The sequence below is a fragment of the Rhodanobacter sp. MP1X3 genome (genome assembly GCF_014207165.1).
Taxonomy (GTDB): Bacteria; Pseudomonadota; Gammaproteobacteria; order Xanthomonadales; family Rhodanobacteraceae; genus Rhodanobacter.
In genome coordinates this window covers 160,229-174,589 of sequence record NZ_JACHCO010000005.1, presented here as the reverse complement: position 1 = coordinate 174,589, position 14,361 = coordinate 160,229, and the positions used below count along the sequence as shown (strand labels likewise).

Sequence of the window (14,361 nt, the reverse complement as noted above, 5' to 3'; positions counted from 1 at the left end):
TCTTAGGCTGATAATTGCTGGCGTAAATAGTTGACGGTGTGATCGATCGGCAAAACATGTTTGGCTTTATGCGTGTGTTCGCAGCAGCTTGCGAGGTCTGCGTTGTCACTTACCGCGAAGGCCAACCTTGTCGCACAATGAGAGGATGGAGTATCGAGCGCAGCATTCTTCGGATTCGACGCCGCTGGTAGCCGGTTCACCTGGCCAGCGGGACATCGATGCGCTTGCCAATCTGGTTAACCAGCAACGGCACACTGAAGCCGAAGCGCTGGCGCGAAAGCTTATCGCCCGCTTTCCCGAACACGGCTTTGCCTGGAAGGCGCTTGGCGCGTCGCTCAAATCACAAGGGCAGATGGTGGAGGCCGTCGCCGTCGAGCAACAAGCCGCCGTCCTTTTGCCGCACGATGCCAACGTGCACTACAACCTGGGCAACAGCTTGATGGCATTAGGGCAGCCGAGTGATGCCGCCGACAGTTATCGTCGTGCCGTTGCGATCAGGCCGGATCATTTCAAAGCACATTTCAACCTTGGCAATGCGCTAAGCGCACAGGACCGGCTGAAGGATGCGATGGACAGCTATCGGCACGTGCTGGCGATTCGGCCGGATTTCGTCGAAGCCCATGCCAAGCTCGGCCATGCCCTCATCGCCGCCGGCCTACCCGGCGAAGCAGAGGTGCATCTGCTTCGCGTTCTGGCAGCGCGCCCGGACGACGCACCGGTGCATAACAGCCTGGGTATCGTGTATCGCAGCCAGGGCCGCAAGGCCGACGCTGAGGCCTGCTATCGCCGCGCATTGGCGATCGACCCGAACTATGTCGAGGCACACACAAATCTAGGCAATGCGCTTGGCGACCAGGGCCGCATGGTTGAAGCGGAGTCCAGCTATCGTCAGGCGCTGGCGCTCAACGATGGATATGCCGAGACGCATTTCAATCTCGGCAACATCCTGCGCGACCAGAAGCGGCAACTCGACGCGGAACAAAGCTATCGGTGCGCGTTGAAGATCGCGCCCAATCATTTGCGGGCGCTCAACAATCTGGGCCTGTGTCTCAAGCGGCAGGGTCGCCTGGAAGAGGCCGGTCAGTGTTTCGAGGCCGCCATCGCGATCAAGCCGGATTTCATTCAGTCGCATTGCAATCTCTCGCCACTCAAAACCTATACCGCCGACGATCACCACCTCGGCCTGTTCGAAAGCCAGCAGCATCAACTTCCCACGTTGCCGAGAACAGGGCGCATCAGCTATTGGTTTGCCTTGGGCAAGATGCGCGAAGATGTTGGCCGCTACGAGGATGCATTCACCGCCTATGCGGAGGGAAATCGCTTGCAGCACGAGCAATTTCCACACGACGAAGCACGTGAGGTGGCGCTGCTGGAACGCCTGCAATCGGTATTCAGCGCCTCATTCTTTGCCAGTCGGCCGAAGCCGGCTTACGCAGACAAGGCACCGATCTTCATCATAGGCATGCCGCGTTCGGGTACGTCACTGATCGAGCAGATCCTGTCTACCTATCCCGGTGTTTATGGCGCTGGCGAGCTGAGCGACTTGGACGATGTAGTGCATTCCATCGCCACGAAAACGGGTGAACAGGTAGATGCCTATCCGGAAGTCGTCGCCACATTGTCGGCCGATGAGTTCCATCGCCTGGGCGAAACTTACATCGAACGCATTTGGCGACTGGCACCAGAAGCCGAACGCATCACCGACAAGATGCCGGCCAATTTTCTGCACGTGGGCATGATTCACCTGATGCTGCCGCATGCCAGGATCATCCATGCCATGCGCGATCCGATGGACTCGTGCTTCTCGTGTTACTCGCGCCTGTTCGCAAACAACAATCTCGATTTCGCCTACAGTCTGGACACGGTGGGACGCTATTACGTGCGTTACATTCAGCTGATGCAGCATTGGCACCGCGTACTGCCGACGGGCACGGTGCTGGACGTGCGCTACGAGGATATGGTGACGGATACCGAGGGCCAGGCGCGACGTTTGCTTGACCACCTCGGCCTGCCCTGGGACGAGCGCTGCCTCGACTTCCACCGGAACAAGCGTGTCGTTAAAACCGCCAGCATCGCCCAGGTACGCAAACCGATCTACCGATCATCCATAGCGCGCTGGAAACACTTCGAGGCATATCTGAGCCCGTTGCTGGATATCGTCAAAGACTATCGGTGATTTAGCGGGGCGTTTTGCCAGGCGCACTAAAAAAAGAGCCCGGCCTTACGACCGGGCTCTTTACGTTGGATTGCCGTAACAGCCGCTTGTTCTGGCGGCTGTCCGGTTTGCTTGGCTTACTGCACGGTCAGGGTGACGTCGTCGAGCGTGAAGTCGGTGTTACCCGACGACGAAGTCTCCTTGCCGGTGAACTTGATGGTGACGGTCTGACCGATGTACGCGGCCAGATTGGCGGTCTCCACCGCGTAACCGGTGTTGGTATTGAGGCTGGTGAAGGTCGACAGGGTCTTCAGCACCGTGCCGGACGAATTCAGCACCTGCACGGTCAAGGTATCGGCCGCTGTGCTCTTGGTCGAGTCGATATGCAGGTAGTACTGCAAGGTCGCCGTCGTCTTGCCGCTTGGAATCGCTACCGATTGTGATGCCGTATCGGTGTGCGAGCTGCCGTACCCATCGAGCCATGCGAACCACGAACCTGCATGCGGGCTCTCGCTGCTGCCGCAGCTGCTGCTCGTGCAAAGGACGCCCGACGATAGGGTCCATGGTGTCGCCTTGCCGGTTTCGAAGCCGGTGTTGACGAGCAGCTGGGTCGGCGTACCGCCGCCACTGCTGCTGACCGTTACCGATGCCGTCTTGGCGCTGGTCGTGCCGCTGACGCTGTCGGTCACGGTCTCAGTCACACTGTAGGTGCCGGCGGCCGCATAGGTATGGCTGGGGCTCGTGGCGGTCGAGGTGCTACCGTCGCCGAAGGTCCACGCATGCGTGCTGATGGTACCGCCCGAATCGGTGGACGAATCAGTGAAAGTAGCGGTCAAGCCACTGGTGGTGTCGCTGAAATTGGCTACTGGAGTACCGCCAGTGGTGCCACCGCCGCCGCTGATGTTGCTGGAAAGGGAACTGACGATGATGCTGCCGAAGCCGGTGGTGTAGTCCCAGCCGGTGGCAGCCGTCTCGCCACTGTTGTTGCCCGAGGTGATGTCATGGAAGTCAGTTGCATAGTTGGCAGCTGCTGCCTTGTAGATCAGCGGAGCGGCAAAGCCGAGGGCACCGCCATTCGCGCCCTGGATACGTGCCCATGCGCCGACGAATAGCGGTGAGGCCAGGCTGGTGCCGCCGATCTGCTGGTTTGCCTGACCATCCACGATGACTAGCGCACCGGAATCCGGACTGGCGTCATAGGCGATGTCAGGCACGCCGCGGAACTTGGACGTACCGTTCTGTCCCACGCCCACCTGCCAGCTGGGAATCGGCTCGAACGTGCTGGGGCTGCCGCCAGTCGCACCTTCATTCTCGCTGAGATTGTTCCACACCGTCTCGCTGTCCCAGGTGGTGCCGGTGGTATACACCTCGGTACCGCCCGCCGAGATCACGTATTGCGAACTGGCCGGCCAGCTCGGCGTCACGCCGCTGGTGCACTCGTTGGCGCCGGAATCACCTGAGGACACCGAGAAGGTCTGGCCCTGCGCCACAGCCTGTTCGAAGACCGTATCTTCCGCCGTGGTGGTGCCCGCTGATTTGGCGTCGGTTTCGCACTCGCCCAGCGAGACGTTGATCACGACAGCCTTGTCGTCGGTCACAGCCAGGTTGTAATCGGTGGTGAGTGCCGCGTCGGAAAGGCTCGCTGCATCGTAGAGGATCAGGCTTTTCACGCCACCGGTCATCGCGAGGATGTCCTGGGTGTCCAGATCCCATTCGCCGTCGCCGCTTGCCGAGACGCTGCCGGTGTTGCCTGAACCCTCGATCGATGGCACGAGAGACGGCAGACCGTTGGTGCTCTCAAAGGACTTGACGTCGCTGAGCACGTCGCTCATCTGGCCCGAAACGATGTTACCCACCGTGACCGTTGATGCGGTAGGGAGGCTGCTGGCGCCGTAGATCTTGGGAAAATCGAGTGGGTTGTGACCGACGGCCGTTCCAGTAGCCAACGGGTGTGCAGCGTTCGTGTGAGACCTGACCGCGAATATATGCGAGAGATGCACATTATCCAGGCCGAGTACGGTCTGCACGGTGTCCTGCAGCGCAGCGGGAATCATCACGGCGCTTGTATTGTGATAGGCGTTGCGGCCATCGTGGGTACGCACACTCTCGAACGTGGTGTTGAACGTGGCGCGCACCGTGTCCGAGGTGGCATCGCCTTCAACCAGCAAACGGTTCGGGGCGATGGTGACGTTCTTGTAGCCAGCCTTGGTCAAGTAATCGGCCACGGCCTGCGCCTGCGCCTGGGTCGGCGAGTACTGCGCGGCGAATTGCGCCGGACTCATCGAACGCTGCGCGACCGGTGTACCCGGCTGTTCGGCTTTGGCCACAAAGCTGTCCAATTGATCCTTATTGCGCAACTTGAGCGAAACCACGATGTGCATCGGCTGCGAGACGGCCAGCGGTCCGGTCGATACGTCACCGTTACGCAGCGTGTTGACTTGTTGGGTTGCCAGCGCGACAAACGCGTTACTGACATTGCTTGCGGGGGTGGCACAGACAGACGCAGTGGCGGCCAGGGCAATGGATGCGACCAGCAGCTTGAGACGGAAATGATTTTGCATTGGAACTCCCGAAGTGTTTTAAGAGGCAAAAAGAGCCCGCACGGGGCACGAAGACCTCATGAAATAAATGCCGTGGACAGACACGGCATGGCTGACTTTCTTGGATTGCCTTGCAATCCTGTTGCGTTCCGTACGCCCTCTTTGAATATCTCTACAAGGATCAACACGCACGCTTTGACAGGGCGACGTCAAAATCAAAAAAGAAACGTCGTAACAGGACCGTCTACCAAACTCCCGATTGGCGAACTCTGTGACGTTATGGCGAAGTCTGGAGTATCGTCAATAGGACTTTTTGAAGTATTAGGTGATTGCAATCACACAACGGTCGGATAGCTTTATTTTTATTCCGTCTGAAAAGGTTTTCGCAGGAAATTAAGCTATCTCTGATTTTCTGACTGACGACTTTTCCTTGATCTCATCCTCGACACGCCCAAGAAAATTTGATTGATAAATCATTGAAAACAATAATTTACATTAAATTTCCAGCGGATGATCAGCGAAAATTCTTCAAGAGAGCGCAGATTTTCAGACAGGAATAGTAATAACTTGCATATTTCGCAAGTAGATGCGTTTAGATCGATATTATTCATATCGCTTCAGATATCACTGTTGGCAGCTGAATATACGAAGATCTTCGTGGATAATAAAAAGACAATGCTTATTATCTATAGCGTCTTAATTCTCCATGGCAATAAATAACAATCGATTTAGTGTCGGCGATGAGTTCACCTGAATAATTAATTGGCATGAGTTAATACCAAAAATTTTGGTCCTTACGTGAAAGCAAAGCGATGCTTTGCCGGGGTCTGCAGCAATAAGCGCTGAAGCGGCGGTTTCGATCTGCGGAAGCAACGTGCAACCATGCACGAATGACTAAAGCCGCTGTTCCTCAAGTGACAATCATTGGTGGTGGCCCCGCTGGCCTGATGGCGGCGGAGGCCGCGTGCGCTGCTGGCATCGCCGTTGATCTCTACGACGCCATGGGTTCGGTGGGTCGCAAATTTCTCTTGGCAGGGAAGGGCGGCCTCAACCTGACCCACGCCGAACCCTTCGCTGACTTTGTCGATCGTTTTGGCACGCGCAAGACAGAGGTCACTCGCTGGCTGGACGCATTCAATGCGCAGGCCTTGCGCGACTGGGCGAGCGGTTTGGGCGTGGATACGTTCGTCGGTAGCTCGGGTCGCGTATTTCCTGCAGATCTCAAGGCAGCTCCGCTCTTGCGCCGATGGTTGCGACGGTTGCGCGAATCCGGTGTCGTGTTTCACATGCATCATCGTTGGCTAGGCTGGCAGGACGATGGCGCACTGCACTTCGCCGCCGCACAAGGCGAGCACATCGTCAAAGCGAATACGGTGATATTCGCGCTGGGCGGTGCCAGCTGGCCACAGCTCGGCTCCGACGGTGCGTGGGTAGATTCGATGTCGCAACTAGGTGTCGGAATTGCTCCGCTGCAGCCGGCAAACGGCGGCTTTGAAATTCCCTGGAGTGAGCATCTGATCAGCCGATTCGCCGGCGCTCCACTCAAGCCTGTCGTCGTGCACTGGACCGATCGTCAGGGCACCTCGCATGCGCGGCAGGGCGAATTCGTGCTTACCGAGTACGGTATCGAGGGCAGCCTGATTTACGCGATCGGCGCCGAGCTCCGCGAGCAGATTACCGAACGCGGAGAAGCCGTGCTTACGCTGGATCTGGTGCCGGGCTACACGCAGGCCCTACTAGCTGAGCGTCTTGCGGCGCCGCGCGGCAAGCACAGCATCGGCGACTGGTTGCGCCGCCGGGCCGGGTTGGATCCTTACAAGAGCGCGCTGGTATTCGAATTGACCGCCAAGGCAACGTTGGCCGATCCGGTCGCTTTGGCCGCGCAACTCAAGGCGCTTCCGCTTCACCTGCGCAAACCACGACCAATGGCCGAGACCATCAGCACGGCCGGCGGCATACGGCTTGAGTCGCTGGATGATGCACTGATGCTTCGTGCGCGGCCCGGCGTGTTCTTCGCCGGCGAAATGCTGGATTGGGAGGCGCCAACGGGCGGCTATCTGCTGACCGCCTGTTTCGCCAGTGGGCTGATCGCCGGTCGCGGAGCCGCCGAATGGATTAAAAGTGGCCGGCCTGGAACGCCGTAATCTGTAGTGCATTCAAGGCGCGGGCTGCTTCACGAGCTTGATCTCGAACAGCTTTGGCCAGCGCTTGCCGGTGACGAAAAGCCGATCGTGTTTCGCGTCGTAGGCGATACCGTTGAGCACATCGTTGACCGGTTCGGGTAGTTGGTTGATATCAAGCAGGCTGGCCAGGTCGAGCCAGCCGGTAACATGGCCGGTTGCCGGATCGATCAGCGCGATCTTGCTGGTGAGCCAGATGTTGGCGTAGATGGTGCCCTTCACCCATTCCAGTTCGTTGAGGTTGGTTACCGGCACGCCGTCGGCGGTCACGGCAATGCTGCCGGTCTGCGCAAGGGTGTCTGGATTGAGGATGCGCAGGATGGACGAGCCGTCGCTCATGTAGAGCTGCTTGCTGTCGCGCGTGAGTGCCCAGCCCTCGCCAGGGTAGGCAAAGGTGCGCTCCAATTTGAACGTGTTGAGGTCATGGACGAAGCCGATCTGGCTTTTCCAGGTCAGCTGCATCAGCTTGCCCTTCCAGTCCACGATGCCCTCGCCGAAATACTGCGGCGGCACGTCGTAACGTTGCAGTACCTTGCCGGTCTGCAGCTCCACCTTGCGCACGGTGGATTCGCCGGCTTCACCGGTGGCCTCGTAAAGAAACCCATCCTTGTAGAACAGGCCCTCGGTATAGGCAGAAATATCGTGTGGATAAACGTGCACGACCTTGTAGCCATAAACCGGTATCGCTGCCCCGGCTTGTGTGCAGCAGGCGAGCATGGCGAAGGCGAGAAGGTAAGTCAGCCGTCGAATCATCGGAATCATTCCGTCGTTTGGTTGGGTGATGATGGTTGGGTGATGAGTTTGCCCGCGCTCATGCCAGCGGGCGCACGCGGAAATTGCGGCCTTTGATCTTGCCGGCGCGCAATCGGTCCAGTGCCTTGGTCGCCAGCGAGCGGCTGATCGCCACGTAGGCGCGGGTGGCGTAGACGTCGATCTTGCCGATGTCTTTCGCGGCAAGGCCCGCGTCGCCGGTGAGTGCGCCGAGGATGTCGCCAGGACGCAGCTTGTCCTGCCGGCCGGCATCGATCACCAGGGTTTTCATCGGCGCCAGATGCAGGGTCTTGCTGCGTTGTGGCGAGACTTTCAGTGGCTTCCATGGCAGCGGCGTGCCGTTCAACTCTTCGATATTGTTGGCCTTGGGCCGCTCGCGCGGCGCACAAAGCGTAATAGCCAGGCCGGATTGCCCGGCGCGGCCAGTGCGGCCAATGCGATGCGTGTGCGTTTCCGGATCGTGTGCGATGTCGTAGCTGATCACCAAAGGCAGCGCCGCGATGTCCAGTCCGCGTGCGGCGACGTCGGTAGCCACCAGCACACTGCAGCTGTGATTGACGAAGCGCACCAGCACTTCGTCGCGGTCGCGTTGTTCCATGTCGCCGTGCAGGGCCAGCGCGGAGAAGCCGAGGCGATCGAGCTCCTGCGCCACGGCGTCGACTTCGCGGCGCATATTGCAGAACACCAGCGCCTGATTGCCCGAAACCTCCGCGGCACGCTCGCCGCTGAGCAGTTGTGCCAACGCGTCCATCTTCTGTGCCGGCTCGACTTCGTGGAAGCGTTGCTCGATCGCGGGCTTCTCATCAGCCGGCGCATCCACGGTCACCTCGACGGGATCGTTCTGTAGACGTTGACTGACGGCGCGGATCTCCTGCGGATACGTGGCGGAGAACAGCAGCGTTTGGTGATGCTTGGCGATGCGCCCGACGATGTCGCCGATGGCATCGCTGAAGCCCATGTCGAGCATGCGGTCAGCCTCGTCCAGCACCAGCACCTTGATGCCGCCGCCGTGCAGGCTGCCCCGCTTGAGGTGCTCCTGCACGCGGCCGGGCGTACCGACCACGATGTGCGGATCGTGGGTGAGCGAGGCCAGCTGCGGGCCTAGCGGCATGCCACCGCACAGAGTCAGCAGCTTCACGTTGGCGATATTGGCGGCCAGCTTGCGGATCGCCTTGCTCACCTGGTCGGCCAGCTCACGCGTCGGGCACAGCACCAGCACCTGCAGCCGGATCGTGTCGGCGTCAAGCGTCTGCAGCAGGCTGAGGCCGAACGCGGCGGTCTTGCCACTGCCGGTCTGAGCCTGCGCGATTACGTCGCGGCCTTCGAGCATCGGAGGCAGGCTCTGCGTCTGCACCGGGGTCATGCTGGTGTATCCCAGGGTCTCGATGCTGGCGAGCAGGGCGGGTTTGAGGGCAAGTGTGTTGAAGGTGGTCATACGCGCATGATCGCATGACCGCCGCTGCGGCAATCGGCAGCTTGCATCCGTACGCTGGCTCGCCGACCCTGTAGGGCTACCGACAAGCGACGAAAACCCATGGATATCGTGTTCATCGAAGACCTGCGCATCGATACCGTCATCGGTATCTACGACTGGGAGCGCCGCGTGCGCCAGACGCTGTCATTCGATATCGAGATGGCGTTCGACAACACGCGCCCGGCGGCCAGTGACAATATCGCCGACACGTTGAATTACAAGGAAGTTTCCAAACGTCTGATCGGTTACGTCGGCGAATCGAGCTTCGGCCTGGTCGAGACGCTTGCCGAACGCTGTGCGGCGATCGTCCGCGAGGAATTCGGCGTCAGCTGGGTGCGCCTGAAACTGTCCAAACCCGGCGCTGTGCGCGGCGCCAAAGCCGTTGGCGTGCGTATCGAACGCGGAACCCGGCCAGTCTGATGGCGCGGGTCTATCTCAGCCTGGGCTCCAACATGGAGCCGCAGCGTTATCTGCGGGCAGCGGTGGATGAACTGCGCCAGCGTTTCGGTACCTTAGCGGTGTCGCCGGCGTATCGAAGCAAGGCAGTGGGTTTCAACGGGCCGGAGTTCGTCAATCTGGCGGTGGGGCTGGATACCGATCTGTCACCCACCGATTTGAACGACTGGCTGCACGCGCTGGAAGATCGCCACGGCCGTCGCCGCGACGTGCCGCGCTACGCCGATCGCACGTTGGATCTGGATATCGTCTTCTACGATGACCTGCTCATTGAGGGGCCTGGCCACCTGCAGATACCGCGTAACGAGCTGCAGTTCGCCTTCGTGCTGCGACCGATCGCGGATATCGCGCCGGATTTTCGGCATCCGGTCAGCGGCCAGAGCATGGCCGATTTGTGGAAAGCGTTTCCAGCCGAGCGCGAGCCGATGCGCGTGGATTCCCTTATGGATATGACGGTGGGTTGAGCAAATCGCTGGATTACCTGGCGGTAAGAAGATCCGTTGTTACTTGCAGAGCCGGGTGCTTGAGGATCTTTTTCGCCCCATTCTTCCGTCACTGTTGACGCATCATGGTGAGGCGCAGCTGCTCGTTCATATTGACAGCATGCGTCCGCCATCCACGTGGATAACCTGCCCGGTCACATAGTGCGCATCGCGTAGCAGCCACAGAGCCGCATTCGCCACATCCTCTGGCGTGCCTGCGCGCTTCAGCGGGGTGCGGGCGAGCAGCGTCTGCTGTTCCTCATCGCTTTTGCCCTCGGCGGGCCACATCACCGCCCCCGGCGCAATGCCGTTGACGCGGATATCAGGCCCCAATTCCAGAGCCAGTGAGCGCGTCATCGCCGATAGCGACGCTTTGGCCATGCAATACAAGGTATATCCCACCAACGGGCGTTCCGCGTAGATGTCCAGCAGATTGACGATGCCACCTTTCGCTGCCCGCAGCGCCGGTATCGCGGCCTGAGTGAGGAAGAACGGTGCCTGCGCATTGGAGGCGAACAGCTCGTTCCATTGCGCCGGCGTAGCGTTGTCGAGCGGCGTGGCATAAAACGCGGAGGCATTGTTGACCAGCGCATCGAGCCGGCCAAAATGCGCCAGCAGTTTTTCGATCAGCGTCGGTAGCGAGCTAAGATCCGCCAGTTCAGCCGGCAGCAACAGCGTGCTGCCTGCGCGCTGTTGTTCCAGCTCTTTGGCCAGTGCCTGCGCCTCGTTGCTCGAATGGCGATAGTGCAAAGCCAGATCGTAGCCCGCTGCGTGCAGCGTTCGCGCTATCACTGCGCCCACACGCCGGCTGGAGCCGGTGATCAATGCGACGGGTCGAGGATGTGCTGTCGTCATCTGTTGAACGCCACGCTGGCTGGAAAGGTTCTGGCGCTCATTCTGACGTCGGCTTGCGCGACTTGCCTGCGGCTTTTTTGCTGGCGGCCTTGCTGACTTTGTCGGCACCGATCTTGTCGGCAGCTTTCGCGATCTTGCGAGCGGCGCCAGCCAGCGCCTTGTCCGTCGCTTTCCTGGCCACCTTTTTTACGGCCTTTTTAACGGCAGTCTTGGCTGCACTGGTCACGGTCCCAGTCTTCGCCTTGGGCTTCAGCGCAACCGCGTCGACGGCCACGGCAGCGGCGACTTCCGCCTCGTCGGCGATCTCGATGTCGCCGCTGAACAGCGCGATGGCTGTGCTGGCGACTTGCCCGGTGTCGTAATACGCGTAGGCGCCGACGCCGAGCGCGCCTACTACCGGCAGCCAGCGCGAAATCCCTTCGCCGATCGTGCGTTGAGTCAGTTTGACGCCGATTTGTTTGGCGACGCGTTGCACGAGGCTGTGCGACATGCGGCGAAATACCAGTCGATCACCCATGCGCACGACGAGATCACGAAATGCCTGTGCGGCCGTATGCCGGAACAGGCACCACAGCATCTGTTCGCGGCCGAGCGAGGCATGGCGTCCGTAGGCAGCGGCAATATCACTGACCATCTGACCCTGGATTTTCCAGATCAGCGTCAGCTCCGGCAGCAGCGTCAGCCAGCCCAGCGGGCCGGGCGGCAGTGCCAGCGAACCGGCGGTGAGCGCCGCCCGCTGTGCCGCACGATTGCCGATGCGACGCGCCTCCGCTTCGGGATTCGTACTGCTGTCGACCTTGCTGTTTGGTACCCGACTGACGAAGTCGAGGATGGCCTGCGTCACCTTGTTGTGTTCCACCGGTGCGATGACGGCGGGGACGTTTTTGCTGCTCTTGGTCATGCATGGCTCCCGAGCGACTGATTTATCAGCTTACGCAATGAATGCGTCGGCCGATCTGCGGATATGGAACACCAGTCTAGGCAAATGAAGTGAAGCTCGACTCAATGGCCAGCATGCGCCATCCGCATGGGGTGCTTCAGTGTCGAATGCGTGCTGATGAATTTCTCGAGGGCATGACTTATGGGGCATACGTCGTGCACGGGCAAGTAGTAATGTTATAACATTACATACACGCCGCTTTCCCACATCCCCGATGGACGTCCTGATGAAACTCTCCCTGCTTGCCCTGAGCCTTGCCGTTGCCCTGGGCACCGTGCCCGTCCATGCAACCGATACCGCTTCCGCAACGACAGATGCCGCCACTAGCGACACCACGGCATCGGACGGTACGGCAGCCGACCGCGTGACCCGCAATAAGCAGCTGAAAGACGCGAAAAATCTGGGCACCATCGACGTGACGGCTGCACTGGATCAGGCGCGCAATTCGCTGTCGCCGGATACCGGCAGCAGCCAATATGTGATCGACCAGAAGACGATCCAGGCGTTGCCGCTGGGTGATTCCACGCCGATGAACCAAGTGCTGCTGCAGGCACCTGGCGTGGTTCAGGATTCCTATGGCCAGTTGCATGTTCGCGGTGACCACGCCAACCTGCAATACCGCATCAATGGCGTGATGATTCCCGAGTCGATCTCCGGCTTTGGCCAGACTCTGGATACACAGACCGTTCAGAGCGTGAAGCTGCTCGATGGTGCGTTGCCGGCGCAGTACGGCGAACGCACTGCCGCCGTCGTGGATATCACGACCAAGAGCGGTAGCGATCTCGGCAACGGCGGCAGTGTGGGTATCACCGGTGGTTCCTATGGCACGGTCAATCCCAACGCGTCGCTGTGGGGCAATAGCGGCAACTGGAGCTATTTCTTCACCGGCAACTATCTCAAGAACAACGTCGGCATCGAAAACCCGACGGCGAGCAAAACACCGATTCACGATCACACCAACCAGGTGAAGGCGTTTGGCGATGTCACCTATCTAATCAATAACGATACGCGTCTGAGCTTCCTGTTCGGCGTCTCCAACAACCGCTTCCAGATTCCCAACAACCCGGGCCAGACGCCGCAGTTCGGCTATCTGGATACGGTCAATTTCAACTCCGCCAACTTGAACGAACAGCAGGACGAACAGACCCGCTTCGGCGTGCTGGCGTTACAGGGCAAGTTGGGCGATACCGCCTATCAGATCTCAGCGGGTGTGCGTTACAGCGGTCTGCAATATTATCCGGATGACATTGGCGATCTGATGTTCAATGGCGTCGCCGGACAGATCAACCAGGGCGATCATGCGAAGACGCTGCAGGCCGATTTCGCCATGCCGTGGGGCGATAACCACACGCTGCGCTACGGCCTCTACGGTGAGTTCGACCAGGCCTATACCAATACCAATTCGCTGGTGTTTCCGGCCAATCCGGATGGCTCACAGGCCAGCACGGTACCGTTCAACATCTTCACCGGCAGCAACATCACCGCCAAAACCTGGGCGGCCTATGTGCAGGATGAATGGAGTATCGGCGACAACTGGACGCTGAACTACGGTCTGCGCGGCGACCAATACGAGGCGTTCCGCACCGAGAGCCAATTGAGCCCGCGCCTGGGTATGGTCTGGCAGGCCACCGGCAGCACCACCGTGCATGCCGGCTACTCCCGTTATTTCACGCCGCCGCAAACCGAGCTGATCTCGTCCTCGAATATTGATGCATTTGCCAACACCACCAATGCGGTCAAGAACTACGGCAACAACACTCCGCTGGCGGAGCGCTCAGACTACTTCGATCTAGGTGTCTCGCAGACCATCGGTTCAGCCTGGACCGTAGGTCTGGATGCATACGACCGCAAGGTCAAACGGCTGCAGGACGAAGGCCAGTTCGGTACCGCGCTGATCTATTCCACCTTCAACTACGCGCAGGGTCGCGTGCGTGGCACCGAATTCAGCCTCACGTACAACCAGGGGCCGGTGTCGGCGTACTTCAACTTCGCCTACAACCGTGCGATGGGCAAGGACGTGATCACCAGCCAGTACAACTTCTCACCGGTCGATCTGGCCTATATCGCCGATAACTACATCCATCTCGATCACGACCAGAAAGAGACGTCCTCTGGTGGTATCAGTTACGCCATCAGCGATACCACCAAGGTGGGTGCCGACTACCTCTTCGGCAGTGGCTTGCGTGAGGACGGCCTCACGCCGAACGGTCTCTCGCTGCCGTACTACTTTCAGCTAAACGCCAATGTGTCGCACGATTTCAACTTCGCCGGTTTTGGCAAACTGCATACGCAGCTGGCACTAATCAATGCGCTGGATCGCACGTATGAATTGCGCAGTGGTACCGGCGTTGGCGTGGGCGCACCGCAGTACGGTCCGCGTCGTGGTCTGTTCCTGAACCTGCAGAAGAATTTCTGAGCGAGTTCACGGTTCGGGTTTTTCATCCGTCAGGGATGACGAACCCGAATCGATGGTTGTGTGGGAACGGCTGACACGGGTGCATCGGCTAT

10 protein-coding genes are annotated in these 14,361 nt (G+C 59.6%); 5 read left to right on the top strand and 5 right to left on the bottom strand.

Annotation, left to right across the window (positions count from 1 at the left end):
- Window positions 1-127: 127 nt before the first annotated feature.
- Complete coding sequence (locus tag HDE79_RS14530) at window positions 128-2,176, top strand: tetratricopeptide repeat-containing sulfotransferase family protein (protein ID WP_184602697.1); 2,049 nt, start codon at window positions 128-130, stop codon at window positions 2,174-2,176.
- A 116-nt stretch (window positions 2,177-2,292) separates the two neighbouring features.
- On the opposite strand, the gene HDE79_RS14525 is transcribed toward HDE79_RS14530, so the two are convergent.
- Entirely contained in the window at window positions 2,293-4,716 is a 2,424-nt protein-coding gene (locus tag HDE79_RS14525) for a protease pro-enzyme activation domain-containing protein (protein WP_184602696.1), read from the bottom strand.
- A gap of 869 nt (window positions 4,717-5,585) precedes the next feature.
- Here HDE79_RS14525 and HDE79_RS14520 point away from each other — a divergent pair.
- The gene (locus HDE79_RS14520) at window positions 5,586-6,839 is read left to right on the top strand and encodes a TIGR03862 family flavoprotein (protein ID WP_184602695.1); all 1,254 of its coding nucleotides are present in this window, start codon (window positions 5,586-5,588) and stop codon (window positions 6,837-6,839) included.
- A gap of 12 nt (window positions 6,840-6,851) precedes the next feature.
- Here the strand turns inward: HDE79_RS14520 and HDE79_RS14515 are convergent, their stop codons facing one another.
- Both HDE79_RS14515 and dbpA read right to left on the bottom strand, forming a co-directional pair.
- On the bottom strand, window positions 6,852-7,628 hold the full coding sequence (locus tag HDE79_RS14515) for a glutaminyl-peptide cyclotransferase (protein WP_184602693.1): 777 nt from the start codon (window positions 7,626-7,628) through the stop codon (window positions 6,852-6,854).
- A gap of 58 nt (window positions 7,629-7,686) precedes the next feature.
- On the bottom strand, window positions 7,687-9,081 hold the full coding sequence (gene dbpA, locus HDE79_RS14510) for an ATP-dependent RNA helicase DbpA (protein WP_184602692.1): 1,395 nt from the start codon (window positions 9,079-9,081) through the stop codon (window positions 7,687-7,689).
- A gap of 99 nt (window positions 9,082-9,180) precedes the next feature.
- Between dbpA and folB the strand changes: the two genes are divergently transcribed.
- Window positions 9,181-9,540: a dihydroneopterin aldolase gene (gene folB, locus HDE79_RS14505; RefSeq protein ID WP_184602691.1), complete on the top strand. Its 360-nt coding sequence runs from the start codon at window positions 9,181-9,183 to the stop codon at window positions 9,538-9,540.
- Window positions 9,540-10,040, top strand: coding sequence for a 2-amino-4-hydroxy-6-hydroxymethyldihydropteridine diphosphokinase (folK, locus tag HDE79_RS14500; RefSeq protein ID WP_184602690.1), 501 nt, complete (start codon window positions 9,540-9,542; stop codon window positions 10,038-10,040). The genes folB and folK overlap by 1 nt, the downstream gene beginning before the upstream one ends.
- A gap of 126 nt (window positions 10,041-10,166) precedes the next feature.
- Here folK and HDE79_RS14495 read toward each other — a convergent pair whose 3' ends face one another.
- On the bottom strand, window positions 10,167-10,913 hold the full coding sequence (locus tag HDE79_RS14495; protein WP_184602689.1) for a pteridine reductase: 747 nt from the start codon (window positions 10,911-10,913) through the stop codon (window positions 10,167-10,169).
- Between the two features lie 37 nt (window positions 10,914-10,950).
- The gene (locus HDE79_RS14490) at window positions 10,951-11,814 is read right to left on the bottom strand and encodes a hypothetical protein (protein ID WP_184602688.1); all 864 of its coding nucleotides are present in this window, start codon (window positions 11,812-11,814) and stop codon (window positions 10,951-10,953) included.
- A gap of 265 nt (window positions 11,815-12,079) precedes the next feature.
- On the opposite strand from HDE79_RS14490, the gene HDE79_RS14485 reads away from it, so the two are divergent.
- Window positions 12,080-14,269, top strand: coding sequence for a TonB-dependent receptor (locus tag HDE79_RS14485; RefSeq protein WP_184602687.1), 2,190 nt, complete (start codon window positions 12,080-12,082; stop codon window positions 14,267-14,269).
- Window positions 14,270-14,361: the final 92 nt, after the last annotated feature.